The 25,949-nt window shown below is 27.8% G+C and carries 24 protein-coding genes; 11 read left to right on the top strand and 13 right to left on the bottom strand.

Features of this window, described 5'->3' with window-relative positions:
- Positions 1–96 precede the first annotated feature (96 nt).
- The 3 genes from R3342_RS00775 to R3342_RS00765 form a co-directional block, all read right to left on the bottom strand.
- Positions 97–288, bottom strand: a complete 192-nt coding sequence (locus R3342_RS00775; RefSeq protein ID WP_318937685.1) for a cold shock domain-containing protein — start codon at positions 286–288, stop codon at positions 97–99.
- A 166-nt stretch (positions 289–454) separates the two neighbouring features.
- Positions 455–910 carry a cold shock domain-containing protein gene (locus R3342_RS00770; RefSeq protein WP_318937682.1) on the bottom strand — a complete coding sequence of 152 codons (456 nt, stop codon included), beginning with the start codon at positions 908–910 and terminating at the stop codon, positions 455–457.
- Positions 911–1,141: 231 nt separating this feature from the next.
- On the bottom strand, positions 1,142–2,059 hold the full coding sequence (locus R3342_RS00765) for an EamA family transporter (RefSeq protein WP_318937680.1): 918 nt from the start codon (positions 2,057–2,059) through the stop codon (positions 1,142–1,144).
- A 488-nt stretch (positions 2,060–2,547) separates the two neighbouring features.
- Between R3342_RS00765 and R3342_RS00760 the strand changes: the two genes are divergently transcribed.
- The 3 genes from R3342_RS00760 (at position 2,548) to R3342_RS00750 (ending at position 4,797) form a co-directional block, all read left to right on the top strand.
- Complete coding sequence (locus R3342_RS00760) at positions 2,548–2,979, top strand: hypothetical protein (protein ID WP_318937678.1); 432 nt, start codon at positions 2,548–2,550, stop codon at positions 2,977–2,979.
- Between the two features lie 81 nt (positions 2,980–3,060).
- The gene (locus tag R3342_RS00755) at positions 3,061–3,492 is read left to right on the top strand and encodes a hypothetical protein (protein WP_318937676.1); all 432 of its coding nucleotides are present in this window, start codon (positions 3,061–3,063) and stop codon (positions 3,490–3,492) included.
- Positions 3,493–3,570: 78 nt separating this feature from the next.
- The gene (locus tag R3342_RS00750) at positions 3,571–4,797 is read left to right on the top strand and encodes a glycosyltransferase (protein WP_318937674.1); all 1,227 of its coding nucleotides are present in this window, start codon (positions 3,571–3,573) and stop codon (positions 4,795–4,797) included.
- Between the two features lie 16 nt (positions 4,798–4,813).
- Here the strand turns inward: R3342_RS00750 and R3342_RS00745 are convergent, their stop codons facing one another.
- The 3 genes from R3342_RS00745 to R3342_RS00735 form a co-directional block, all read right to left on the bottom strand.
- Entirely contained in the window at positions 4,814–5,212 is a 399-nt protein-coding gene (locus tag R3342_RS00745; RefSeq protein ID WP_318937672.1) for a thioesterase family protein, read from the bottom strand.
- Positions 5,213–5,748: 536 nt separating this feature from the next.
- Complete coding sequence (locus R3342_RS00740) at positions 5,749–6,246, bottom strand: CAP domain-containing protein (RefSeq protein WP_318937669.1); 498 nt, start codon at positions 6,244–6,246, stop codon at positions 5,749–5,751.
- 573 nt (positions 6,247–6,819) lie between these two features.
- The gene (locus R3342_RS00735; RefSeq protein ID WP_318937667.1) at positions 6,820–7,266 is read right to left on the bottom strand and encodes a MarR family winged helix-turn-helix transcriptional regulator; all 447 of its coding nucleotides are present in this window, start codon (positions 7,264–7,266) and stop codon (positions 6,820–6,822) included.
- Between the two features lie 431 nt (positions 7,267–7,697).
- Here R3342_RS00735 and R3342_RS00730 point away from each other — a divergent pair, with 431 nt between their 5' ends.
- Positions 7,698–8,096 carry a NifB/NifX family molybdenum-iron cluster-binding protein gene (locus tag R3342_RS00730; RefSeq protein ID WP_318937666.1) on the top strand — a complete coding sequence of 133 codons (399 nt, stop codon included), beginning with the start codon at positions 7,698–7,700 and terminating at the stop codon, positions 8,094–8,096.
- A gap of 71 nt (positions 8,097–8,167) precedes the next feature.
- Here R3342_RS00730 and R3342_RS00725 read toward each other — a convergent pair whose 3' ends face one another.
- From R3342_RS00725 to R3342_RS00715, 3 genes are all read right to left on the bottom strand, one after another.
- The gene (locus R3342_RS00725; RefSeq protein WP_318937664.1) at positions 8,168–8,815 is read right to left on the bottom strand and encodes a DUF2202 domain-containing protein; all 648 of its coding nucleotides are present in this window, start codon (positions 8,813–8,815) and stop codon (positions 8,168–8,170) included.
- A 134-nt stretch (positions 8,816–8,949) separates the two neighbouring features.
- Positions 8,950–10,719 (bottom strand): translational GTPase TypA, encoded by a 1,770-nt coding sequence (typA, locus tag R3342_RS00720; protein WP_318937662.1) that lies wholly within the window; start codon positions 10,717–10,719, stop codon positions 8,950–8,952.
- Positions 10,720–11,022: 303 nt separating this feature from the next.
- A complete protein-coding gene (locus tag R3342_RS00715; RefSeq protein ID WP_318937661.1) occupies positions 11,023–12,189 on the bottom strand; it encodes a proline dehydrogenase family protein in 1,167 nt (388 codons plus the stop codon).
- Positions 12,190–12,273: 84 nt separating this feature from the next.
- On the opposite strand from R3342_RS00715, the gene aroB reads away from it, so the two are divergent.
- Positions 12,274–13,341, top strand: coding sequence for a 3-dehydroquinate synthase (gene aroB, locus R3342_RS00710; RefSeq protein WP_318937659.1), 1,068 nt, complete (start codon positions 12,274–12,276; stop codon positions 13,339–13,341).
- Here aroB and bshA read toward each other — a convergent pair.
- The 4 genes from bshA to dnaB all read right to left on the bottom strand — a co-directional run bounded on the left by bshA (position 13,338) and on the right by dnaB (position 18,306).
- Entirely contained in the window at positions 13,338–14,471 is a 1,134-nt protein-coding gene (bshA, locus tag R3342_RS00705) for an N-acetyl-alpha-D-glucosaminyl L-malate synthase BshA (RefSeq protein WP_318937658.1), read from the bottom strand. The genes aroB and bshA overlap by 4 nt on opposite strands.
- A 116-nt stretch (positions 14,472–14,587) precedes the next feature.
- Positions 14,588–15,433 carry a transketolase gene (locus R3342_RS00700; RefSeq protein WP_318937656.1) on the bottom strand — a complete coding sequence of 282 codons (846 nt, stop codon included), beginning with the start codon at positions 15,431–15,433 and terminating at the stop codon, positions 14,588–14,590.
- Between the two features lie 89 nt (positions 15,434–15,522).
- A complete protein-coding gene (locus R3342_RS00695) occupies positions 15,523–16,755 on the bottom strand; it encodes an asparagine synthetase B (RefSeq protein ID WP_318938159.1) in 1,233 nt (410 codons plus the stop codon).
- A 48-nt stretch (positions 16,756–16,803) separates the two neighbouring features.
- A complete protein-coding gene (gene dnaB, locus R3342_RS00690) occupies positions 16,804–18,306 on the bottom strand; it encodes a replicative DNA helicase (RefSeq protein WP_318937654.1) in 1,503 nt (500 codons plus the stop codon).
- Between the two features lie 269 nt (positions 18,307–18,575).
- Here dnaB and R3342_RS00685 point away from each other — a divergent pair, with 269 nt between their 5' ends.
- From R3342_RS00685 to R3342_RS00660, 6 genes are all read left to right on the top strand, one after another.
- Positions 18,576–19,649: a DUF3810 domain-containing protein gene (locus tag R3342_RS00685; protein ID WP_318937652.1), complete on the top strand. Its 1,074-nt coding sequence runs from the start codon at positions 18,576–18,578 to the stop codon at positions 19,647–19,649.
- Positions 19,650–19,671: 22 nt separating this feature from the next.
- Positions 19,672–20,478 carry an RNA methyltransferase gene (locus tag R3342_RS00680; protein ID WP_318937651.1) on the top strand — a complete coding sequence of 269 codons (807 nt, stop codon included), beginning with the start codon at positions 19,672–19,674 and terminating at the stop codon, positions 20,476–20,478.
- Between the two features lie 4 nt (positions 20,479–20,482).
- Positions 20,483–21,715 carry a M48 family metallopeptidase gene (locus tag R3342_RS00675; RefSeq protein WP_318937649.1) on the top strand — a complete coding sequence of 411 codons (1,233 nt, stop codon included), beginning with the start codon at positions 20,483–20,485 and terminating at the stop codon, positions 21,713–21,715.
- Positions 21,716–21,759: 44 nt separating this feature from the next.
- Positions 21,760–23,976: a RelA/SpoT family protein gene (locus tag R3342_RS00670; protein WP_318937647.1), complete on the top strand. Its 2,217-nt coding sequence runs from the start codon at positions 21,760–21,762 to the stop codon at positions 23,974–23,976.
- A gap of 101 nt (positions 23,977–24,077) precedes the next feature.
- Positions 24,078–24,521 carry a transcriptional repressor gene (locus R3342_RS00665; RefSeq protein WP_318937646.1) on the top strand — a complete coding sequence of 148 codons (444 nt, stop codon included), beginning with the start codon at positions 24,078–24,080 and terminating at the stop codon, positions 24,519–24,521.
- An 11-nt stretch (positions 24,522–24,532) separates the two neighbouring features.
- On the top strand, positions 24,533–25,804 hold the full coding sequence (locus R3342_RS00660; RefSeq protein ID WP_318937645.1) for an adenylosuccinate synthase: 1,272 nt from the start codon (positions 24,533–24,535) through the stop codon (positions 25,802–25,804).
- The last annotated feature ends 145 nt before the right edge of the window (positions 25,805–25,949 follow it).

Below are 25,949 nucleotides of genomic sequence, written 5' to 3'. Positions count from 1 at the left end.
ATGCTACCTTCTTATATTTAAGATATTAAATAATATCCATAAAAAAAGCCTGTCAATATTGACAGGCTTTTGTTTAAAAATTAAAGCGTATATATGTTAAATTACTTTTACGTTTATTGCGTTTAATCCTTTTTTACCTTCTGCAAGATCAAATTCAACTTCATCGCCTTCACGAATTTCATCTATTAATCCAGAAATGTGTACAAAATGTTCTTTGTTTGAACCTTCCTCCGAAATAAAACCAAAACCTTTGGCTTCGTTGAAGAACTTTACTGTTCCTTTACTCATTTTAAAAAATTTAATTTAATAATTGTTTATTATTTGGCAAATATAGTTTTAAATATTTGATTTTCAGTAATTTTTATAATAAAATTTTAAATTAAACTTAAAAAAATAATATTTATGTTTATAATTTTCAATTATTTAACTAACAGATAATTAACTGATGGAATTATTATATTTTTTTTACACGAACTGCGTTCATTCCCTTCATTCCTTTTTCTAATTCAAAAGAAACTTTATCATTTTCTGAAATTTCATCAATTAACCCACTTACATGAGTAAAGAATTTTTCTTGCGTTTCTGTATCAATAATAAAACCAAACCCTTTTGAAGAATCATAAAAAGATACTTTTCCTTTTCTTACTGGATCAAAATCGGCATCATCAGTATCAGCTTTTTTAGGAATACCAATTTCAATACTTTCTGCATCTATTTCAACTTTCATGCTTGGATCTGGTGGTGTGTCGGTTAAATTACCATTATGATCAACATAAGCAAATTGAATTCCTTCTCCTTTTTCTTTAGCTTCTGCTTTACGCGCTATTTTTTTCTTTTGTTTTTCTTCTCGCTTTTTTAAACGTTTTTTTTCTTTTTCTATTTTGTTAAAGGTTTGTTGCGATTTTGCCATTCAATTTATTTTAAATTTATTTAATTATGTAGTTCCTAAGAGAAAGTTGATAAGCTAAATTAGTACCTGAAAAGATAAATGCAAATAAAAGTTTTAGCTAAAGTGAATTTAAATATCGTTCAATATCATCTTTATAACTTGTACAAAGATAATATTTGTATTTTAATTTGGAAGAATATTAACAACCTTTTACTAATTAAACAATTATAATTAAATTCTTTTCTTTTTAATTTACTTCCTAAACCTTGAAAAAATAACAATTTTTTTCTTTGTATTAATAAAATAAACACCCGTTAATAAAATTATTGCTGCAAAAATAGATTGCATAGTAATTTGTTCATTTAAAACATACCAGCCTAAACCTAGAGCTATAATTGGGTTTACATAGGTTGATGTTGCAACCTTTTCTGGAGAAACTACTTTTAGTAAATAGTTAAAAGATGTAAAAGCTATAATTCCTCCAAAAATTATTAGCAAAGCAATAGAATATTGAGCTTGTATGCTCCAAGAAATTGGTGACGACCAAGTTTCTCCAAATAAATAACTACTAACAAGCAACATAATTCCACCTAAAAACATTTGATAGCCTGTGTTTACAAAATAATTTGAAGGTAAATCAGCCTTAGCAACAAATATGCTTCCGTATGCCCAACTTACTAAACAGGCAAATATCATAACCATTCCTAAAATACTATTTTCCTGGCTAATTAATTGTTTTTGAGATACTAATAAATAAATACCAACAATACCTAAAACTACGCCAATTACAGATCCAGTTCCAATTTTTTTGCCCTCTAATATTCTCATTAGTATTAAAACAACTAATGGCTGAGCTGAAATTTCTAAAGCTGCAAAACTACTATCCACATATTTTAAAGCCCATACAATTACTCCGTTTCCAAAAGTTAGAAATAAAAAACCCGCAATAGTTGTGTTTAATAATTGCTTTTTAGAAATAGAAATTTTTTTACCAGTTATAATTGCTATAATAAAAATTAAAACGCCAGCAATTATAAACCTTACAGCAGCTAACATAAACGGAGGCAATTCATTAACCGCAATTTTATTAAGCATAAATGTAGAGCCCCAAATTACATATATTGCAAAAAAAGCAAGAACTATTAACAAAGTATTTTGAGATTTACTCATTTATATTTAATTTTTTTGAAGCAACAATATTAGTCAAAAAAACATTTACTTTTTGACTTAATTTTAAAATAGTTATCAAATTTAAGTTTGAAGCTATAAAGTTTTTCTTTTAACACTTTTAAGTTTTAATAAAACGCTATTATTTTTTTAACAAAAAGCAGTATAATTATTTAAAACCAATTTAAATTACTCATTTTATGTAACTTGTGTTACCTTTTAATTTTACACTAAAAGGAATGAAAATTATATTATAAAGTATATTTTTCAACTATTTGTAAAGTAATATTAAACTAATCAAATAGCTTATAAACTGTAACTTTCTTTACATTTAATATGAAAATGTTGTAGGTTTTTATTCTTTTAAATCATCTGATTCAAAACACTTAAATAAACAAAAATTCATACTAATTTGAATTATTATCAATTTTGAAATCCTTAATAATTTCACTAATATTATGTAGTAATTTTAATATTTAATTCTAATAATTATGGATATTTCAGCAAATAAACAACTAAAAGATCAATTTTCAATTGTTAGTTCATTAGGGTTAATTTGGTACCTGTTAGGTACATTCGCTTTTTTTGACCATATATATATGTCTGACAAAGTAAAAAGTGGATTATCTTTAACCGAACAAGCTTTTTACGCTAATACTCCTTTATGGGTAAATACTGTATTTGGTATTGCGGTTATTGCTGGAGTTTTGGGTTGTATTACTTTACTCTGGCATAAAAGAATAGGTATTTACTTATTAATAATTTCATTGATTTCCATATTAATAAAATTCTTTTATATAGTTTTAATACAAAAGATAATAGAAGTAACACCAGAAAAAATAGTTTGGAATGTAGTTATAATTGCAGTAGTTTCCTTTTTGACTTGGTATGCTAAAGAAGCTAAAATTAAAGGGTTAATTTAATAATATGTTTTTACTTTGATAATTCATGAAAAATAATTAATATTATCATAATCAATTAATTAACTACTTAATCAACTAATTATGAATAACAAAACCAAACAAAACACAAGCCGCTTTTACATTATTAGTGTTTTAGCATTAATTTGGAATATTTTAGGTGTAATTGCTTATTTAGGTCAAGTTTATATGCCTCAAGAAATAAAGCAAGCCCTTCCTCCTGCTGAGCAATCTTATTATGCTAATGTACCTAGCTGGGTAACTGGAGCATTTGCAATTGCTGTTTTTGCCGGAGCGTTAGGATGTATTGCACTTTTATTAAAGAAGAAAATTGCAATATCTCTTTTATTTATTTCATTAATAGCAGTTTTAGTTCAGTTTGTATATAATACTATAATTCAAACAGATATGGAAGTAACTGTTGCGAAATTGGTTTGGCCAGTTTTAATAATTGCAATTGCTATTTTTCTAGTATGGTTTTCAAAAGACTCTAAAACAAAAGGTTATATTTCTTAGCATTAAAGCTAATATTAATATTACAAAGCCTGGATTTAAAATCTAGGCTTTTTTATTTATTTAAAGTATTTTTGAGAGATGAAAAGACTGCTAATTATTGGCTTACATTGGCCCGAACCATCAACTACCGCTGCCGGAACAAGAATGATGCAGTTAATACGTTTTTTTTTAGAAAACAAATATCAAATTACATTTGCGTGTTCTATTCCTAAAACTACTTATTCTTATAATTTAAATTCCTTAGGAATTAAAACTGTAGAAATTGAATTAAATAATTCATCTTTTGATAGTTTCATAAGGCAATTAAAACCCCATATAGTATTATTTGATCAGTTTATAACTGAAGAACAGTTTGGTTGGCGAGTTGCAGATAATTATCCAGATGCAGTTAGAATATTGGATACTGAAGATTTACATTTTTTACGTTTGGCTAGAGAACTTGCTTTTAAAAAGAAGGAAAAAATTAATTTAATTAATGACACAACAAAACGTGAAATAGCTAGTATTTATAGGTCGGACTTAAGCTTAATCATTTCAAAATCAGAAATGGTATTATTAAAAAAAGAAATTAAAATTGACTCTAAACTTCTTCATTATATTCCTTTTTTACAAACAAAAATAGCTGTAAATACTTTAAAAAAGTTTCCTAACTTTAAAGAAAGGCAACACTTTATTACTATGGGTAATTTTAAACATAAGCCTAATTATGAATCCGTTTTATATTTAAAAAAAGAAATTTGGCCAAAAATTCGTAAAAAACTACCTAAAACAGAGTTGCATGTTTATGGCGCATATTCTAATGAAAGAATAAAACAAATGCATAACCAAAAAGAAGGTTTTATTATTAAAGGATGGGCAAATAATAAAGAAGAAGTATATAAAAATAGTAGAGTTTTTTTAGCTCCTCTCCTATTTGGAGCTGGTTTAAAAGGTAAATTAATTGATTCCATGATTTATGGAACACCAAATATTACTACTACTATTGGTGCTGAAGGTATGACTAGGAATTCGAAGTGGAATGGATTTATTGAGGATAATTCAGAAGAGTTTGCTCAAAAAGCTGTTGAGTTATACAATCACGAAGAAAAATGGCTAGAATTTCAGAAAAATGGAAAAGAAATTATCAACAATTGTTTTAACAAAAATAAATTTGACAAAAAACTCCAGATAAAAATCAATGAAATTTCTTCAAATCTAAAAGAGCACAGAGAACATAATTTTATTGGACAAATTTTACAATACCACACTTTAAAAAGCACTCAGTATTTATCAAAATATATTGAAGAAAAAGAGAGAAAAAGGTAATAAATTATGTTTTATTTTATAAAAAAAGATCGCTTATTTCCTTAGGAATTCTAACTGGTTTCATACTTTTTTTATTAACTAAAACCCAAATAGTTTTTGCTTTTACAAGTAATTCATCGTTTCTTTTTATATAAACTATCCGTTCAGATTTAACTCCATAATTATCTTTTATCCAAGTTGTTATATTTATTTCATTATTCAACTTAGCTGATTTTAAATAATCTATTTCATGCCTTAAAACTACCCAAGCATAGTTTTTATCATACTCTTTATTTGTCACTAAATTCCAATGTTCTTCAGCCGCATTTAAAACCCAGTTTAAATATTGAATATTATTAACATGGTTTAAGTCATCTATATCATTTTTACTAACTTTTATAAGAAAAGAATAATACTCATTTTTGCCGTTTTGCATACTTAAAAAAATCAAAAATTATTTATTTTTGGAAGGTATTAAATTTATTTATTTTAGCTTAAATTATTGCTTAAAATATTATAAAAAAATAATTGTGTATAAACTTGTTATCTATTAAATTTACAAAACCTACGTTCAAGAACACATTGTTTTTTAAACTTTGGATAACTTTAAAATTAAATTTACAGTCGTAATAAATTGTTTATAAAAAATTTTCGTGGGGACGACAGTTTTTTCAATGAGTTGCGACTGTTTTTTTTGTAATAAAAAGAACAGTTACCATAAATCTTAAAATACTACTTTTGTGGGGACAATGATTATAAGACTTTTGTAACTGCTCTAGTAAAAAAGGGACGACAGTTTTTTCGTATTATAATGTAATACAGCGATTTATCGGTTTAATTATTTTTCCTAACTTGTTTTTGAATTGAAAATCAGGAATTAAAGTATTTATATAAATTTTATTCTTTTTAATTCTGTTAGAAACTATATTGCTGGCTTTCTTCTCTGCTAAAATCATAATTATATTTTTTAAGTTATTTTTTGATAAACATTAAAGTGTAATACTCTCTTCCTAAAGAATTTGTTTCAGTAGAAATACCAAAATGTGTAAAGTTTTTATTTTCAATTAAAGCTCTATGCGAATCACTTTTCAACCAAGCATTAACTACTTCTTCTGAAGTGCTATAACCATACGCTACATTTTCACCTACAGATTTAGCTCCAGCATTTTCCATTAAATCTTGTTGACGCTCTTCAAATCCACTATGATCTACATTACCAGTCTCTACCATATAATCTGTATGTGTATTTGCTACATATGAGACTATATCTAATTTTTTTAAGGTAGGACTACCTATTGAATTTCTGTAAGAATTAATTTGATCAAGAACACCATTTTCTAATGCACTATATTCTACTGGTTTTAAATTTAAATCTTTAACAGATGTTATGCTATCTCCTTCAGGAGAACAAGAAGTAATTAATATACTTAAAATAAAAAATAACGAAAATTTGAATTTTGAAAAATTCATGCTAGTTGGGGTTTTGGGGTTAACTTAATTTGTATACGTAAAATACAGCCGCAATTATATCATAAAATTCACCGTTGTGGGGAGGGCTAGTTCTTTGATTGTATTGCGGCTGAAAAAAACTACATTCATAGGTTTAACTAATTCTAAATTAAATTTAAAATTAGTATTAGTTAAATTATGGATGCTAAATGGTTTCAAAAGCAATGGGGTTTTACTGTTACTTTGAAACTTGCTGCTACAGAACATAGCAGCTGGAATGATTATTAAGGGGATTAATAATATACTCATGTCTTTGGGGTTTTGACTTTATTTGGGTTGATTTTAATATTCCTTTTTTTACTTTTTTGTCTTTTAATAAAGAGGTAGAATCAAGGGTCTTACTAACCATCTAACTTTGTCAAAGCATTTTCGGACTGCTTTTTGAAGTATGTGATTCCAGAGAAACTACCTCTAAGGTTGATTTACTTAATTTTCTTACTTTTCATTTAATTCTTACTATAAATGTTAAGTTCAAAATGCAATTATTTATGGGGTGATAAACACTTGCACTATGAACTAAGGTTTGGGGTTGATTTATTTATTCCTTATTTTATTCAATAATGTGTTGAGAGTTTTTAATTCATTAGTGTTTAAATTTGAAACTGTAGATTTCTCAAAATTTGTTTGAGTAATGTCAATCTCAGCTAATAAATTTAAGCCTTCATCCGTAATTCTAATATCCACTTTCCTCCTATTCTCTTCATTTTGGATTCTTGATATTAATCCTTTTAACCTTAGTTTTTCAACTAATCGTGTTGTATTGCTATTCTTACTAACCATACCTGCTTGCAATGTTAAAAGGTCTGTAGGCTCACCATTTAAATCTCTCAAAGAACGTAAAACTTGATATTGTTGAATTGATAAGGCATATTGTTTTAGATGCTCTGAAAATATTTCATTCATCCAGTTACCTGTAATTAATAGATTATTAATTGTATAATCAGGTAAGTTTAACTCATCCTTTTTATCATTTTTATTCAACTTCGGGGGGACAACAATTATCTATACTACTATTGTATAGACATCAAATGTATATACAATTATTTTATTAACCAAATTTATTTGTTAAAAACTTCTATTTTTTTATGAAATATTTAGCATAATTTAATGAAATTGTGATGTTATTATTCTAAAAATACAAATCAATTATCAAGATAAATATGTTTATATAATACTGTATTACAGATATTTATATAATATTATGATAAAATTATGGCATTGTACTCCAATTTATTTTTATACCTCCATAAAAAATTAAAATATTTTTTTGAACTTATATGAAAATTGTTAATAACTCTGCTTTAACACCCTTGTTTTGAGGTATTAAATGCAATAATTATTACTTAAAATCGTAACAATGGTTGCAGTATACCTTGCTCCTATCTACTAATTTTGTTTAAAAATTTAAAATTATGAAAACACTAGTTGCAATTACTGCTCAAAATAGAAAGACAATATTTGAACATGCTGGAAAATGTAGGAATTTTTTAGTGTATACTATTAAAAATAATGTAATAACAGATAAAAAATTATTAGAATTAAAAAAAGAAGAAATTTTACATAATGTATTGCATGATGTAAATACGACTTCCGTTTTATATGATGTTGATATATTATTAACCAGAGGAATTGGTAATGGTGCTATTCAAAAATTAGCTAAACATAATGTTGCTTGTTATAAAATTGAAGAAACCGATCCTGATATGGCAATTGATAAACTAATAAAAGGAACCTTAGAAGCTGTAGCTCCTGTATCTCATGAATCTTCTGGTTGTAATTGTGGACATGGACACAAGCAACATTGTCATTAAAGCAATATTTAGATTACTTTACAAAAAGAAACGCTTTACATGTTAGCAAAGCGTTTCTTTAAAAACTTATATTAATTATTTCCGCAGTGTTCTAAATCGCTATTTATTATAGCATTAAAATCTTCCAAAGAAATATATTGAGGTTCATAATTAACATTAATAGAATCTAATTGATTTATAAAGCTTCTCAAGTGGTTTCTTGAACCACATTTTAAACTTTCGTAAGTATTTATTATCATATTCTCATCCGTTCGCGATATTAAGTCGTCTAAGTCTTTAATATCTAAATCTTCAATAAAACAACCAACAATTAAAGCATCTGTTAGTGAAGTATTACTTTTTTCAACTAATTCATTATATAAATTTTGAAGCGTTTGATTACTAAAAACTCCAATAGTAGCTGATGCAGGATCTTCTAAACCATAATTTATTAAAGCTTTTAGAACGCTATCCATATGTTTTTGTTCACTAGAAGAAATATTATTAAAAATGCTTAAACCATATTTATTATATGAATTTATATAAACATCTCTAGCTAATTTTTCTTCTTCACGTGAAAATAACAAATCGTTTTCTTCATCAGAGGTTAAAATATCATTGGTTTGATAATAAGTACTATTTAAAAGATACTCATCTGAAGCTTTGTTTTCATCTGTTTCACATGAAGCTGCTATTATAACAGTTGTAATTAATAAGGTGATTTTTTTTAAGGTATGCATGCTTTTAATTTTTTTAGAATAATAAATTAGACCTACAAACTTTGAAAAAGTTTAGTATGTTTTTTATTTATTCTAAATTTAAGGAGCAACCAAAAAATAAAATATTACTAAAGATTGATTTTAAGCTAATTACACTATTTAAAACTTATTTTACGCATACGTAAACTTTTCGGAGTAACTTCTAAATATTCATCATCTTTAATGTATTCCATACACTCTTCCAATGAAAAATCAATTTTAGGGGCTATTTTAACACTGTCATCCGTTCCAGATTTTCTTACGTTTGTAAGTTTTTTACCTTTAATTAGATTTACAGCCAAATCTTCTTGTTTATTAAATTCTCCAACAACTTGACCTTTATAAATATCTTGGTTAGGTTCTATAAAAAATTTACCTCTATCCTGTAATTTATCTATAGCGTATGCTGTAGCTTTACCAGTTTCAGAAGAAACTATGGCTCCATTTACAGAAGTACTAATTTCCCCTTTATAAGCATCAAATCCTCTTAACCTATGATTCATAATTGCTTCACCAGCTGTGGCATTTAACACTTTATTTCGTAAACCAATTAAACCTCTTGATGGAATATCAAACTCTAAATGTTGAAAATCTCCTTTTGGTTCCATTACTAATAAATCTCCTTTTCTTAAAGAAACTAAATTAATGGCTTTACTTGCAGATTCTTCAGGAACATCAATAACTAATGTTTCATAAGGTTCTGATTTAACACCATCAATATTTTTAATTATAACTTGAGGTCTACCAACTTGCATTTCATAGCCTTCCCTACGCATAGTTTCAATTAAAACTGATAAATGTAATATTCCACGTCCAAATACAATAAATTTATCTTCTGTATCTGTGTTTTCTACACGTAAAGCAAGATTTTTCTCTGTTTCTTTATATAGTCTATCTCTTAAATGGCGAGAAGTAACAAATTTACCTTCGTTACCATAAAATGGTGAATTATTAATAGTGAACAACATACTCATGGTTGGTTGATCTACTTTAATACGAGGCAATGGTTCTGGATTCTCTATATCTGCTATTGTATCTCCAATATCAAATCCTTCCAAACCTGTAATTGCACAAATATCTCCACTTCTCACAGATTCTACTTTGTTTTTCCCTAAACCTTCAAAAGTGTGTAATTCTTTAATTCTAACCTTTTTGGTAACACCATCTGCTTTGCATAACATATAATCTTTTCCAACTGCTAAATCTCCTCTAAAAACTCTCCCTATTGCAATTCTTCCTACAAAAGAAGAAAAATCTAAAGAAGTTATTTGCATTTGAGGAGTTCCTTCAAAATAAGGTGCTTCAGGAATGTGTTTGATAATAGCATCTAATAATGGAATAATATTATCAGTAGGTTTGTTCCAATCAGTATTCATCCAACCTTGTTTTGCTGAACCATAAATAGTTTCAAAGTGTAATTGATCTTCTGTAGCATCTAAAGCAAACATTAAATCGAATACTTTTTCATGTACTAAATCGGGTGTACAGTTTGGTTTATCTACTTTGTTTACAACAACTATTGGCGTTAATCCTAGTTCTAAGGCTTTACCTAATACAAAACGTGTTTGAGGCATTGGACCTTCAAAGGCATCTACTAAAAGTAAAACACCATCAGCCATTTTTAAAACTCGCTCTACTTCTCCTCCAAAATCGGCATGGCCAGGAGTGTCAATAATATTAATTTTTACACCTTTGTAATTTACAGAAACATTTTTAGAAAGAATAGTAATTCCTCGTTCACGTTCTAAATCATTGCTATCAAGTAATAACTCTGTATGGTGTTTTCGTTCATCTAAAATTTGTGCTTGATCAATAATTTTATCCACCAAAGTAGTTTTTCCGTGGTCAACGTGCGCAATAATTGCTATATTTCTAATAGATTTCATGTTCTGATTTTTAAGAAGTTGCAAAAGTAGTTGTTTTATTTGGTTTATTTAAATAAAAGGCACAAAGAATATTTTTTAAATATTTTTTATAAATTTGAATAAAAACACCTAATATTATGAATATTTTTAGTGCTATTGCTTTATCTAACTTGAATTGGGGGATAATTGCGTCTACATTTATGTTTTTAGTTTTTTTAATTTTAATTATTGTAGTAATTAAATTAACTAGTCCAAAGAAAAAAAGTTGAATTAAAAAAGAGCTGATTTAATCAGCTCTTTTTAATATTAATATAAATTATTTATTTACATTTTTCTTCTAAGTCTTTCCGCTTTTAATAGTTCTAATTCTCTATTGGTTTGTCCGGCAACAGAAGTATTTTCTTCTGCACGTCTAATTAAATAAGGCATTACGTCTTTTACAGGACCAAAAGGAAGATATTTAGCAACATTATAACCTAACTCAGCTAAATTATAACTTATATGGTCACTCATCCCAAATAATTGACCAAACCAAATACGTTCATCATTTTTTTCTAACTTATGTTTATCAATTAATTCCATTAATAAATAAGAACTTTCCTCATTATGAGTTCCTTCAAATATAGCCATTTCATTAATGTTTTCAACCATATAAGTTAAAACATCATTATACATTTTATCTGTAGCTGCTTTATTTACACATATTGGATCTTTATAACCAAATTTTTCAGCGCGTTCTCTTTCTTTTTCCATATAAGCGCCTCTAACTAACTTCATTCCTATTTGAAAGCCATCTTTTTTTGCTCTTTTATGTAATTCTTTCAAATAATCTAACCGATCCCAACGATACAATTGTAAAGTACCAAATACTACTACTTTTTTGGTGTTGTATTTACGCATCATATCTTCTATTAAATCGTCTGCAGCAGTTTGCATCCAAGTTTCTTCTGCATCAATTAATAATGGTATATCAGCATCGTAAGCTGCCTTACTTATTGTATCATATCTTTCTACAATTCTTTTCCATTCTAACTCTTCATGTGCATCTAAAGGTTTACCTTCTGTTATTTTTTGATACAAATCAAAACGTCCTAAACCTGTTGGTTTAAATACCGCAAAAGGCAAACTATCTTTTTCTTTACCAAATTTAATTGTGTTTAATGTTTTTTGCATAGCAAAATCAAACTGAACTTCATCTTCTTTTCCTTCAGCAGAATAATCCAATACAGAATGGACATTTTTGGTGTACATTTTATCAATTACAGGCATACAATCTTCTTCGGTTACTCCACCACAAAAATGATCAAATACTGTAGAACGAATTAAACCTTCAACAGGAAGGTGTGTTTTAAGTGCAAATTTGGTAAGTACTGTGCCAATTTTAACTAAAGGCTCTCTTTTTATCATTTCAAATAGATAAAAAGCTCTATCTAGTTCTGAATCAGACTTTAGAGCAAATGCTACTTCGGTGTTATTAAATATATTTTCCATGTTGTATATCTTTTTGCAAAGATACTCACGAGAGATTTAATATTTTATGATTTTTATCCTTATTTTGCAAAAAAAATCACATAAATGACATCTATTTTATCAAATAATTATTTTGTACACTTTTCAAACTCAGGATATTTAAAATTTGAAGAATTTTTAGAAGATTTTAAGCCTTCTAAATGCTTTATTTTAGTAGATGAAAATACCCGTAATTATTGCTATGATAATTTTGTAACTAAACTTTCAAAACAGTATCCATTTGAAATAATTGAAATACCATCTGGTGAATCGTTTAAAAATTTAGAAACTTGTAATTTTCTTTGGAAAAAATTAACGGATTTAGGTGCAGATAGAAAAAGTTTACTTGTAAACTTAGGAGGAGGAGTTATTACTGATATGGGAGGATTTACTGCCTCTACCTTTAAAAGAGGTATTCCATTTATAAATATTCCTACCACTTTATTGAGTATGGTAGATGCGTCTGTAGGAGGAAAAACAGGAGTAGATTTAGGTGTTTTAAAAAATCAAATAGGTTTATTTTCAAACCCAGAAATGGTTTTAATTGATTCCAATTATTTAGAAACTTTATCGCCTAGAGAATTACTTTCTGGTTTAGCTGAAATAATTAAATATGGGCTTACTTACGATATTCAATTATGGAATGAAATAAAAACATTTAAATCATTAACAGTAAGTAATATAACTCCGTTAATTTATATATCTATAGCAATTAAAAATGAAGTAGTTTCTGAAGATCCTAAAGAGAATGGTTTACGAAAAATACTGAATTTTGGACATACATTAGGACATGCAATTGAGTCTTATTTTTTAGAGTCAAAAGATAAGGTGACTTTAACTCACGGAGAAGCAATCGCTGTTGGCATGGTTATGGAATTGTATTTATCTCACATAAAATTTAATTTCCCCTTAAATTTAGTAGAAGAAGTAAAAAATAAAATACAAGATTTATTTGGAAAGGTTGAAATTTCCTCCACTGATTTTAATGCTATCATTGATTTACTGATTCACGATAAAAAGAATATCAATGGAAATGTAAACTTCGTTCTTTTAAATTCTTTTGAAAATTGTGAATTAAATTGCACGGTAGAAAATTCGTTTTTAATTGATGCGTTTAATTATTATATAATTTAACAACAATCGGCTAACACTTCTTTATAAACCTTTAAGTATGCAGGTAAAATTTGATCAAGGCTAAACTTTTTTGCTTGTTCAAATGCGTTTTGCTTAAACTGTTTTAGCACAGCTTCATCTTTTAAAATGCTTATAGCGTTTTTAGCCATTTCGTCTGTATCACCAACATTGCTTAAAAAGCCTGTTATTCCTTGTATATTAACTTCAGGTAAGCCTCCAGTATTTGTAGAAATTACAGGAGTTTTAGCAGCCATAGCTTCTAAAGCTACTAATCCAAAACTCTCAGTTTCAGATGGTAAAATAATTAAATCGGAGTAGCAAAGTAATTTATTAACTTCTGTACTGTTTCCTAAAAACAGAACATTTTTTTCAACTTTTAATTCCTTTGTAAGTTTTCCTATTTTTTCTCTGTCAGGACCTTCTCCAACCAATAATAATTTAGCAGGTATTTCTTTTTGAATTTTATAAAAAGATGTTATTACATCTTCTGCTCTTTTTACTGGGCGTAAATTACTTATGTGAATTATAATACGCTCATTTTCATTAGCAATAGCATTTCTTTGACATTCAGGAGAAACAATATCCGGATATTTTGTAAAGTCGATAAAATTATAAATTACATGAATTGGTTTTCTAATAGAAAATAAACGCAAAGTATCCTGCTTTAAACTTTCCGATACGGTAGTAACTACATCCGAATTATTTATACTAAATTCAACTGCTGCTTTATAATTAGGATGACTTCCTACAAGCGTAATATCTGTTCCGTGTAATGTAGTAACTACTTTAATTTCAATACCTTTTTCTAATAGCATTTGCTTGGCCATATAAGCCGCATATGCGTGTGGAATAGCATAATGTACGTGTAATATTTCTATAGCATGTTTCTCTACTTCTTCTACTATTTTTGTAGAAAGTGCTAATTCATAAGGTTGAAAATGAAATAATGGATATTCTTCAACAAATACTTCGTGAAAATGAATATTATTAGAAATAAAATCTAAACGAACAGGCTGTTTATAGGTTATAAAATGTACTTCGTGACCTTTTTCAGCTAAAGCCATTCCTAATTCTGTTGCTACTACTCCACTACCTCCAAAAGTTGGATAACAAACTATACCTATTTTCATTTAAATATTATTTTTTTGAACAGACGTAAATATAAAAGTATTATTACAAAAATTCAATTGGATAAACTTAATTATATCACAAAAAAAATCCTGCTAATAAATGCAGGATTGTATTTTTAATAATCTCCTAAAGTTTCTGGATTTTGTTGTAAAGCACTTTCTAGCTGAGCATCACTTGGTGGTTTTCCATGCCAAGCATGTGTATTCATCATAAAATCTACTCCATTTCCCATTTCAGTATATAATAATATACATACTGGTTTTCCTTTTCCTGTTTTAGATTTTGCTTCATCTAAACCAGCAATTATAGCTTCAACATCATTTCCTTTTTTTACTTCTAATACTATCCAACCAAAAGCTTCAAATTTAGCTTTTAAATCACCTAAAGGCATTACATCATTTGTTGCTCCATCAATTTGTTTTTGATTATAATCAACAGTAGCAATATAATTATCTATTTTTTTACCTGCAGCATACATTGCAGCTTCCCAAATTTGACCTTCATCTAATTCTCCATCTCCGTGTAATGAATATACCAATCTATCATCTCCATTTAACTTTTTTGCTTGAGCTGCACCTATAGCAACACTCATTCCTTGTCCTAATGAACCTGATGCAATTCTAACACCTGGTAACCCTTCGTGAGTTGTTGGATGACCTTGTAATCGTGTTCCTAATTTTCTGAAAGATGCTAATTCTTTCACAGGGAAAAAACCACTTCTGGCTAAAACACTATAATATACAGGAGAAATGTGTCCGTTAGACAAAAAGAATAAATCTTCATTTTTCCCATCCATAGTAAAATCAGTAGAATATTTTAATTCTTTTTGATATAAAACGGTTAAAAATTCCGCACATCCTAGAGAACCTCCTGGATGTCCAGATTGAACCGCATGTACCATTCTAACAATATCTCTACGGACCTGTTGGGTAAATTCTTTTAATTGTTGTGTTGTTGACATTTAATTAAAATTTAATTTAAAGCAACAAAAATACTGTTTTAAAATGGTGAGGCAAGAAAAAATAGAAAATAAATTTAAAACGCGTTTGTTTAGGTTTTTTGCTTTTTCTTTTTAGCTGCAGGAAACAATACATTATTTAATATTAACCTATAGCCTGGTGAATTAGGATGTAAATCGAGTTCAGTTTTTAAATCTCCAACTCTATGCTGATAATCCTCAGGATCATGCCCTCCGTAAAAAGTAAACATTCCTTTTCCTATAACGCCATGAATATAACGAGCTTCTCCATTATTCATATTTTTCCCCATAACTAATATGTTTGGCTTTATAGTATTTTTATCAAAAGCTGTAGTTTGCCCCATAAATCCTTTAATATATTGCGTATGATCTTGACATAACATAGTTGGAATTGGATCCCATTTTGCTGAATATTCTTGTAAGGTGAAATAATCGGAAGTACGTTTTATTTTTCTTTTATTCGTCATATCTATAGAAGAAAATTCATATACTAAAGGATTTCTTTCTAATTTAAAATTCTGAAAAGCAAAAGTTGTATTAAAATCTAATTTATCTTGATAATTTAATTCTGTTGGATCTCCATCAAACATACTTTCGCAAATATCTGTGTTTTGAGCTGCCAAGGCAATATCAAAACTATCTGTTGCAGAGCACATTGCAAACATAAATCCTCCTCCAATTACAAAATCTCTAATTTTTTTAACTACAGCTAGTTTTTCTTTCGAAACTTTATTAAATCCTAGTTTTTTGGCTAATTCCTCTGCATTTTTCTTTTGTTCTATATACCAAGGAGCATTTCTGTAAGCTCCATAAAATTTTCCATATTGACCTGTAAAATCTTCATGATGTAAGTGCAACCACTCATATTGTAAAAGTTTATCATTTAATACATCCTCATCATATATTACATCAAAAGGAATTTCTGCATACGTTAAAACAAGAGTAACGGCATCATCCCAAGGCATTTTATCTTTTGGAGAATATACAGCAATTTTTGGAGCTTTTTCAAGCACAACTGCATCTGTATTTTTTGATGGACTACTAATTTCTTTTAAAATATTTGCAGCCTCTACATCCGAAATTATTTCAAATGTAACACCTCTAATTACACATTCATTTCGAGTTTCTTTTGTATCCTCTAACAAAAATGAGCCACCTTCGTAATTTAATAACCATTTTGCTTTATGACCATGTTGAATTGACCAATAAGTTATTCCATAAGCTTTTAGGTGATTTTTTTGTGTAACTGCATCCATCGGAATTAATATGAAAGATGCAAACATGGTATTGGATAAAACAACCATGAAAAAAAACAAAATTATTTTTTTGAGTTTCAAAAGGTGAAATTTTGGTTAAAATGGAAAATCTTCATCTTCCTCTTTTTTTGTAGTTCCAAAAGCTTCTTCTGCAGTAGGTGCATTCATTTTAGATTGAAATTCAAAACCACTATCTTCATCTAAGTTACTAAACTGAGCTAAATGACCTGTAAATTTCAGTTTGATATTATCTAAACCTCCATTTCTATGTTTTGCCACAATAAATTCTGCTTGGCCCTCACAAGGAGTTCTTTCTTCATCATCCCATTCGGTATTTCCATAATATTCTGGTCTGTAAATAAAGGAAACTATATCTGCATCTTGCTCAATAGCTCCAGATTCACGTAAATCAGATAATAAAGGTCGCTTACTTCCTCCTCTAGTTTCCACAGCACGAGAAAGTTGTGATAAAGCAATTACAGGAATTCCTAATTCTTTGGCTAATGCTTTTAAGTTTCGAGATATTGTAGATATTTCTTGTTCTCTATTTCCTCCACCTTTTTGTGCTGAACCAGCAGTCATTAATTGTAAATAATCAATAATTATTAATTTAATTCCGTGTTGTGATGCTAAACGTCTGGCTTTTGCTCTTAAATCAAAAATAGATAATGATGGTGTATCATCAATAAAAATAGGTGCTTTTGATAAATTTTTAACTTTTACATTAAGTTGTTCCCATTCGTGAGGTTCTAAATTACCTTTTCTTAATTTACCTGATGATATTCCTGTTTCACTAGAAATCATCCTAGTAATTAACTGAACTGATGACATTTCCAAAGAAAATATTGCAACAGGCGTATCAAAATCAATAGCCATATTTTTTGCCATGGACATTACAAAGGCTGTTTTACCCATACCTGGCCTTGCTGCTATAATAACTAAATCGGATGGTTGCCAACCTGAAGTTAATTCATCTAAACGTGTAAATCCAGTTGCAATACCGCTCATTCCAGATTGATTGGAGATTTCCTGAATTTTATCGATTGCCTGTTTTACTAAGCCTTCCGCAACTTCTGAACTCTTTTTTAAATTTCCTTGAGTTACTTCAAATAATTTAGATTCTGCATCGTCCAATAAATCAAAAACATCTACTGTTTCGTCATATGCCTCTTCAATAATTTCAGATGAAATAGAAATTAATTTACGCTGAATATATTTTTGAAGAATAATACGAGCATGAAACTCAATATGTGCTGATGAAGATACTTTTTGTGTTAAATTTATTAAATAAAAATCGCCTCCAACTACATCTAAATTACCAGATTGCCTTAACTGATTAGAAACGGTTCGTAAATCAATTGGCTCTGTATTTTGAAATAAAGTATAAATCGCATCATAAATTAATTGATGAGCTTCTTTGTAAAAAACATCGGAATGTAAAATGTCAATAACATCGTCTACTCCTTTTTTGTCAATCATCATTGCTCCTAAAACAGCTTCTTCTAAATCAATTGCTTGAGGTGGCAATTTGCCTTTTTCAAGGTTTATTACTACGTTCTTTTTAATTTTTTTAGAAGATATAGGTTGAATGTTTTTCACAAAAAAATAGTTTATTTATTTATAAATCAATTAATTATAAGAAATATGCATAACTACTTCTTATGGGTTAAAAATAAAAAATTAAATTAAGATATTAAATAACAATCTTTAAATTTCTCACAATTTTAAACTTAAGCAAATGTAATTTTTAATCCTTTAAAATACACATCTAAATAATTATTTTGTACACATATTTTGTTTACAACTCACTTTTTTGTTAATAACTAATTAAATAGCTACTCTACTTTTAATTTTTATATTTTTGGAACATGAAAAAAACAAAAGTTTATAAAATATTAGCTGTCATTTTAATTTTACAATGGGCTTTTATTCAATTATTAGCAATGCACCCAAAGTTAATTGAGTTGTATTATACCAACGGATTATATAAAATTATTTCAACTATACTTAGAGTTTTATTAGGTTGGATTCCTTTTTCTGTTGGTGATATTTTTTATTTTGCAGTAATTATTTTATTAATTATAACTGTATATAAGCTAATTAAATATAGAAAAGTTCAATTAAAACCTACTTTTTTTAAAGCTGTTGGAATTTTTTCAGTTGTTGTTTTCTTCTTTAATTTTAACTGGGGACTAAATTATTTAAGAGAACCATTAACTTCAGTTCTTGGTATTTCAAATTCTCCATACTCTACTAACGAATTAATTGTTTTTACTAAAAAGTTAATTAACAAAACTAATAATATTCACTACCAAATTGCTAAAAATGATACTATTGTAATAGCTAATCCAAGTACAAAAAAGCAACTTAGAAGTATGGCTTTTGATGCTTATAAACAATTAGAAGTTCAAAACCCAACTCTTAAATATAATCACTTTTCAGTTAAAAGTTCTTTATTTAGTGTACCGTTAACTTATATGGGATTTGCAGGATATTTAAATCCATTTACTAATGAAGCTCAAGTAAATTATTTAATTCCAAAAAATGATTATCCAGCAACCGTTTGTCACGAAATGGCGCATCAAATAGGAATTGCTTCAGAAAGCGGAGCAAATTTTGTAGGTTATTTAGCTGCAATTAATTCAAAAGATTATTATTTTAAATATGCAGGATACGTTATGGCACTTAAATACTGTTTATTTGAAATTTACAAAAAAAATCCATCCGAATATAAAACGCTCAAAAAATCTATCAACAACGGAATTTTGAAAGATATACAACAGAATCAGGATTTTTGGAAATCGTATCAAAACTGGAGCGAAAAATACTTTAAAGGTTTTTACAATTCCTTTTTAAAAGCTAACAAACAAAAAGACGGTATTAAAGAGTATAATAAAATGGTATTCTTGTTAATTAATTATTATAAATCGCATAATTTATAGTTATTAAACATATTTTTGCATTATGCATAAACACATTAGTAGTTTACAAAATAAGTTTATAAAAGAACTTATTCAGCTTAAGGAAAAGTCAAAACTTCGTAAAAAAACAAATCGCTTTTTAATTGAAGGATTACGAGAAATTTCTTTAGCTATTAAGGGTAATTATTCTATTGAAAAATTAATAATTGATACCTCAGTTATTTCAATGTCAAAAATTGAAGAATTACAAAAAACCATTAATTATTCTATAGAAATTATTGAAATTTCGAACGAAGTCTATAAAAAATTAGCGTTAAGAGATTCTACTGAAGGAATTTTAGCTTTAACTGAAGGAAAAAATCATACCATAAACAACATAAAATTTAAGCATGAAAATCCTTTAATTTTAGTTGCTGAAGCACCTGAAAAACCAGGAAATATTGGTGCTTTATTAAGAACTGCAGATGCAGCGGGAATTGATGCTGTTTTTATCGCAAATCCAAAAACCGATATGTATAATCCAAATATCATTCGGTCTAGTATAGGTTGTGTTTTTACAACTCAAATAGCTACAGGTACTACGCAAGAAATTATTCAGTATTTAACCGCTAATAATATTGAAATGTACGGAGCTGCATTAACCGCTTCAGTAGAATATCAAACTATAAATTATACAAAACCTTGTGCAATAATTGTAGGCACAGAAGCAACCGGATTAACCAATGAATGGCTACAAAAAACTACAAAAAATATAATCATTCCAATGAAAGGAGTTATAGACTCTATGAATGTTTCTGTTAGTGCAGCAATAATTATTTTTGAGGCTATTAGACAACGAAATTTAAAATAACCCTATGAATCCTACTACTCTATTTTATATATTAATAGCCATTATTATGGCTAAATATTTATTTGACACATTTTTAAACTCTAAAAATGCAGCTCATTTTAACGATGCTACTCCAAAAGAGTTAAATGATATTTATTCTGAAGATGAATATTTAAAATCGCAAAATTATAAGAAAGTAAACCATAAATTTTCTTTAATTACAAGCACATTTTCTCTTATCATTACTATACTTTTTTTTATGGTTGATGGATTTAAAATAGTAGATTCCTTTGCCAGAAATTTTTCGAGAAATGAAATTATAATAGCGTTAATTTTCTTTGGAACTATATTTTTTGCCAGTGATATTATAAACATACCTTTTTCCTGTTATAAAACTTTTGTTATTGAAGAAAAATTTGGCTTTAATAAAACCACCTTAAAAACATTTATTTTTGATAAAATTAAAAGTTGGCTTATGCTAATTATAATTGGAGGAGGAATTTTAGCCCTTATCACGTTATTTTATAAATTAACTACTAATAATTTTTGGTGGTATACTTGGATTTTAATTAGTGGATTTAGTGTCTTATTAAATCTTTTTTATTCTAAATTAATTGTTCCTATTTTTAACAAACAAACACCTTTAGAAGAAGGCGAATTAAAAAATGCTATAGAACAGTTTGCAGATAAAATAGGATTTAAAATTCAAAATATTTATGTAATTGATGGTTCAAAACGTTCTTCTAAATCAAATGCGTATTTTTCTGGATTTGGAAGTCAAAAACGTATTACTTTGTACGATACTTTAATTAAAGATTTAACTACCGATGAAATTGTAGCTGTTTTAGCGCATGAAGTTGGTCACTACAAAAACAAACATATTATTTATAATATGATTTTAGCGATTTTATTAATGGGATTCACCTTATATATTCTATCGCTATTAGTTGGAAATTCAACATTATCTCAAGCCTTAGGAGTTACAACAAACAGCTTTCATATTGGCTTAATTTCATTTGCAATTTTATATAGTCCAATTTCTGAAATAACTAATTATTTTATGAATATGTTATCTAGAAAGTTTGAGTATCAAGCAGATGATTATGCAAAAAATAATTATAATTCAGCAGCATTAATATCCGCTTTAAAAAAATTATCAAAAAATAGCTTAAGCAATTTAACTCCTGATAATTTATACGTTAAAATTCATTATTCTCATCCAACTTTATTACAAAGAATTCAGAATTTAAAAAAATAATTTTAGTCATTGCCTATTAAATTTTAAAATAGTAATTTTAATCTATGACCTACAACTTAAGCACAGAAGAGGAAAACAAAGAAATTACCAAGCGATATAAAGATTTGCTTAAAGGTGCTTATCAATCATTTACTGCAACAGATAAAAAAGAAATTCGAAAAGCATTTGAAATTGCTGTTGAAGCACATAAAAATCAGCGAAGAAAAACAGGCGAACCTTATATTTTTCATCCAATTGCAGTTGCAAAAATTGTAGCATACGAAATTGGTCTAGGTACAACATCCATTATTTCGGCTTTGCTGCATGATGTTGTTGAAGACACTGAGTATACTTTAGAAGATATTGAACGATTGTTTGGAGAAACTGTTGGTAGAATTGTAAACGGACTTACTAAAATATCTCATTTAAATAAAGATAATGACACTTCTTTACAAGCAGAGAATTTCAGGAAAATGCTACTCACTTTAAATGATGATGTTCGAGTTATTCTGATTAAAATTGCAGATCGTTTGCATAATATGAAAACGATGGATGCAATGCCAGTACATAAACAGCTAAAAATATCTTCTGAAACCTTATATATTTATGCTCCATTAGCCCATCGATTAGGACTATATAATATTAAAACCGAATTAGAAAATTTAGGGCTTAAATATACTGAGCCAGATGTTTATGATGATATTAAACAAAAAATCACTCAAAGTAAAGACGAACAAGATAAGTATATAGAATCGTTTTCTAATTTCATTAAAAAATCCTTAGATAAAGAAGGTTTTAAATATATAATAAAAGGAAGACGAAAATCAATTTACTCCATTCGTAAAAAAATGCTAACTCAAGGGGTTTCCTACGATGAGGTTTATGATAAATTTGCTATTAGAATTATTTATGAATCTACTTTAAAAGATGAAAAATTTGATGCTTGGAAAATATATTCTATTGTTACAGATCATTTTAGACCAAACCCAAGTAGATTACGAGATTGGATAAGTCAACCTAAATCTACTGGTTACGAATCCTTGCATATTACTGTAATGGGACCACAAGGTAAATGGGTAGAAGTTCAAATACGTTCTGCTCGAATGGATGAAATTGCTGAAAAAGGCTACGCAGCACATTATAGATATAAAAATCAAAATGAACGAGAAAGTGGATTAGATGATTGGCTAAATCGTATTAAAGATTCCTTAGAAAATCCTAACGGAAATGCAATAGATTTTGTTGAAGATTTCAAGCTAAATTTATATGCCAAAGAAATTTTTGTCTTCACTCCAAATGGTGATTTAAAAGCACTACCTAAAAATGCAACAGCACTAGATTTTGCATTTGCAATTCACACCCAAGTTGGTATGAGTTGTAGAGGAGCTAAAATAAACGGAAAATTAAAACCTATAAGCCATGTGCTAAATAGTGGCGATCAGGTAGAAATTATTACTTCAAAAAATCAAAAACCAAGCTTTGGTTGGTTAGATTTTGTAGTAACTGCACGCGCAAGAACTCGTATTAAAAACGCATTAAGAGAAGATGAAAAACTAATTGCTCAAGAAGGAAAAGAAATTTTAATTCGAAAATTAAAACATATAAAGATAAATCTAACAGAGAAAGTTGTTAATGAACTAGTAAGTTATTTCAAATTAAACACAAGCAAAGATTTATTTTTTAGAATTGGAAATGGATCTATTGATAATAAACAATTAAAAGAATTTGCTGCTAAAAGAAATAATACAATTGTCAATTTTTTCAAAAATAGAATAAAGCGTAATCCAAATACTGAGTTAATTAATAAAGATGAAGTAACTGAAAAATACGATTCTTTAGTATTTGGTAAAGATGAAGAACAACTAGATTATAAAAAAGCACCTTGCTGCAACCCAATTCCTGGAGATAAAGTTTTTGGATTTATTACAATTAATGATGGTATAAAAATTCATAAAACCGATTGTCCAAATGCAGTAAGTTTACGTTCTAATTATGCGTATAGAATTATCCCAGCAAAATGGATTGATTCTACAAAACAAGAATTTAAAGCCATTTTAAAAATTCACGGTATAGATCACGTAGGTATGGTAAACGAAATTACTCAAGTAATATCTAACAATATGAATGTTAATATTCATAGCTTAAATATCTCAGGAAACGATGGTATTTTTGAAGGAAAAATACTATTAAGCGTTAAAAATAAAACACAATTACAGAAATTAAGCGATAGTATAAAAAAGATTGAAGGAATTGATAAGGTTGACCGAATTTACAAATTATAACTATTAACAATGTAAAGTTGAAAACTACCTAATTAACTCAAATTAAATTAAAAAATTAAAAGTAACTTTGTAAAAATAGCAATAAGCTTAAAATTAATTATATGAATAAAGAAAATCAAACGATCGTAAAAAACGTGTTCATTAACTTTTTAGAAGCTAATAAACATAGAAAAACTCCAGAACGGTTTGCTATTTTACAAGAAATCTACGATTTGGAAGTTCATTTTGATATAGAATCTCTTTACATTCAAATGAAAAATAAAAACTACAGAGTTAGTAGAGCAACCTTGTACAATACTATTGAATTACTTTTAGATTCTGGTCTTGTTAGAAAACATCAATTTGGTAAAAACCAAGCTTATTATGAAAAATGCTATTTTGATAAACAACACGATCATGTTATTTTAACTGATACAGGAGAAGTTATTGAATTCTGTGATCCACGAGTTCAAACTATCAAAAAAACAATTGAAGATACTTTTGATATAAAAATTCATAACCACTCACTTTATTTTTACGCAACAAAAAACAATATAAACAACTAATCTATATTTAAATGAATGTAAATTTATTACTAGGACTACAATGGGGAGACGAAGGTAAAGGTAAAATTGTAGATGTCCTTACCGCTAATTATGATTTAATTGCACGATTTCAGGGCGGTCCAAATGCTGGTCATACATTAATGTTTGACGGTCACAAACACGTATTGCACACCATTCCTTCAGGTATTTTTCATAAAAAAGCTAAAAATATTGTTGGAAACGGTGTAGTTATAGATCCTGTAATATTTAAAAAAGAAATAGAAGATTTAGCTAAATTTAATTTAGATATACCTTCAAAATTATTTATCTCAAGAAAAGCACATTTAATATTACCTACACATCGTTTATTAGATGCAGTAAGTGAAGCTTCAAAAGGAAAAGCTAAAATTGGCTCAACATTAAAAGGAATTGGACCAACTTACATGGATAAAACTGGTAGAAATGGTATGCGAGTTGGTGACTTAGAACTTTCTGACTGGAAAGAAAAATACAAAGCATTAGCCGCTAAACATTTAAAAATGTTAGATTTTTTTGATGTAGATGTTCAATTTGATTTGGAAGAATTAGAAACAGAATTTTACGAAGCAATTAAAGTTTTAAAAACAATACCTTTTATTGATAGTGAAGAATTTATTAATTCCGCTTTAAAAAATAATCAATCTATCCTTGCTGAAGGAGCACAAGGCTCTTTATTAGATATTGATTTTGGAACCTATCCATTTGTAACTTCATCAAATACTACAGCTGCAGGAGCTTGTACAGGTTTAGGAGTAGCTCCAGGTAAAATTGGTGAAGTGTTTGGTATTTTCAAAGCATATACCACAAGAGTTGGTTCTGGACCATTTCCTACTGAATTATTTGATGAAGATGGTGCAAAAATGGCTAAAGTTGGAAATGAGTTTGGTGCTACTACTGGTAGACCAAGAAGATGTGGATGGTTAGATTTAGTAGCGTTAAAATACGCTGTACAAATTAATGGAGCAACACAATTAATGATGATGAAAGCAGATGTTTTATCAGGTTTTGATAAAATTAAAGCTTGTACTTCATACAATTACAAAGGAAAAGAAATTACACATTTACCTTACAATATTGAAGCACATAATGTTACTCCTATTTTTACTGAATTTGAATGCTGGAATGAAGATTTAACTTCAATAACAGATTTTGACACATTACCAATACAACTTAAATCGTATATTAAATTTATTGAAAACTTTGTTGAAGTTCCAGTAAAAATTGTTTCTGTTGGTCCAGACAGAAAGCAAACAATAATGAGATAATTTAAAGAGTACAAATTAAGCGTCATAACAAGTTACTTAAAGAATTCTATTTTGGTTAAGAGATTATTTATGCTTACTTACCTTGTTATGATGCTATTTTTATTTTAGTTTAATTTCCTAATTTGCTACTCACTTTTTTGTTAGT

This window comes from Lutibacter sp. (assembly GCF_033723435.1).
In the GTDB taxonomy this organism is placed as follows: domain Bacteria; phylum Bacteroidota; class Bacteroidia; order Flavobacteriales; family Flavobacteriaceae; genus Lutibacter.
The sequence above is the reverse complement of the archived record's forward strand: the minus strand, read 5'-3'. Positions and strand labels throughout refer to the sequence as shown.

Excerpts from the sequence above, each read along its gene's own strand:
- R3342_RS00775 (WP_318937685.1), bottom strand. The coding sequence starts at position 288 with ATGAGTAAAGGAACAGTAAAGTTCTTCAACGAAGCCAAAGGTTTTGGT.
- R3342_RS00770 (WP_318937682.1), bottom strand. The coding sequence starts at position 910 with ATGGCAAAATCGCAACAAACCTTTAACAAAATAGAAAAAGAAAAAAAA.
- R3342_RS00765 (WP_318937680.1), bottom strand. The coding sequence starts at position 2,059 with ATGAGTAAATCTCAAAATACTTTGTTAATAGTTCTTGCTTTTTTTGCA.
- R3342_RS00760 (WP_318937678.1), top strand. The coding sequence starts at position 2,548 with ATGGATATTTCAGCAAATAAACAACTAAAAGATCAATTTTCAATTGTT.
- R3342_RS00755 (WP_318937676.1), top strand. The coding sequence starts at position 3,061 with ATGAATAACAAAACCAAACAAAACACAAGCCGCTTTTACATTATTAGT.
- R3342_RS00750 (WP_318937674.1), top strand. The coding sequence starts at position 3,571 with ATGAAAAGACTGCTAATTATTGGCTTACATTGGCCCGAACCATCAACT.
- R3342_RS00745 (WP_318937672.1), bottom strand. The coding sequence starts at position 5,212 with ATGCAAAACGGCAAAAATGAGTATTATTCTTTTCTTATAAAAGTTAGT.
- R3342_RS00740 (WP_318937669.1), bottom strand. The coding sequence starts at position 6,246 with ATGAATTTTTCAAAATTCAAATTTTCGTTATTTTTTATTTTAAGTATA.
- R3342_RS00730 (WP_318937666.1), top strand. The coding sequence starts at position 7,698 with ATGAAAACACTAGTTGCAATTACTGCTCAAAATAGAAAGACAATATTT.
- R3342_RS00725 (WP_318937664.1), bottom strand. The coding sequence starts at position 8,815 with ATGCATACCTTAAAAAAAATCACCTTATTAATTACAACTGTTATAATA.
- typA (WP_318937662.1), bottom strand. The coding sequence starts at position 10,719 with ATGAAATCTATTAGAAATATAGCAATTATTGCGCACGTTGACCACGGA.
- R3342_RS00715 (WP_318937661.1), bottom strand. The coding sequence starts at position 12,189 with ATGGAAAATATATTTAATAACACCGAAGTAGCATTTGCTCTAAAGTCT.
- aroB (WP_318937659.1), top strand. The coding sequence starts at position 12,274 with ATGACATCTATTTTATCAAATAATTATTTTGTACACTTTTCAAACTCA.
- bshA (WP_318937658.1), bottom strand. The coding sequence starts at position 14,471 with ATGAAAATAGGTATAGTTTGTTATCCAACTTTTGGAGGTAGTGGAGTA.
- R3342_RS00700 (WP_318937656.1), bottom strand. The coding sequence starts at position 15,433 with ATGTCAACAACACAACAATTAAAAGAATTTACCCAACAGGTCCGTAGA.
- R3342_RS00695 (WP_318938159.1), bottom strand. The coding sequence starts at position 16,755 with ATGGTTGTTTTATCCAATACCATGTTTGCATCTTTCATATTAATTCCG.
- R3342_RS00685 (WP_318937652.1), top strand. The coding sequence starts at position 18,576 with ATGAAAAAAACAAAAGTTTATAAAATATTAGCTGTCATTTTAATTTTA.
- R3342_RS00680 (WP_318937651.1), top strand. The coding sequence starts at position 19,672 with ATGCATAAACACATTAGTAGTTTACAAAATAAGTTTATAAAAGAACTT.
- R3342_RS00675 (WP_318937649.1), top strand. The coding sequence starts at position 20,483 with ATGAATCCTACTACTCTATTTTATATATTAATAGCCATTATTATGGCT.
- R3342_RS00670 (WP_318937647.1), top strand. The coding sequence starts at position 21,760 with ATGACCTACAACTTAAGCACAGAAGAGGAAAACAAAGAAATTACCAAG.
- R3342_RS00665 (WP_318937646.1), top strand. The coding sequence starts at position 24,078 with ATGAATAAAGAAAATCAAACGATCGTAAAAAACGTGTTCATTAACTTT.
- R3342_RS00660 (WP_318937645.1), top strand. The coding sequence starts at position 24,533 with ATGAATGTAAATTTATTACTAGGACTACAATGGGGAGACGAAGGTAAA.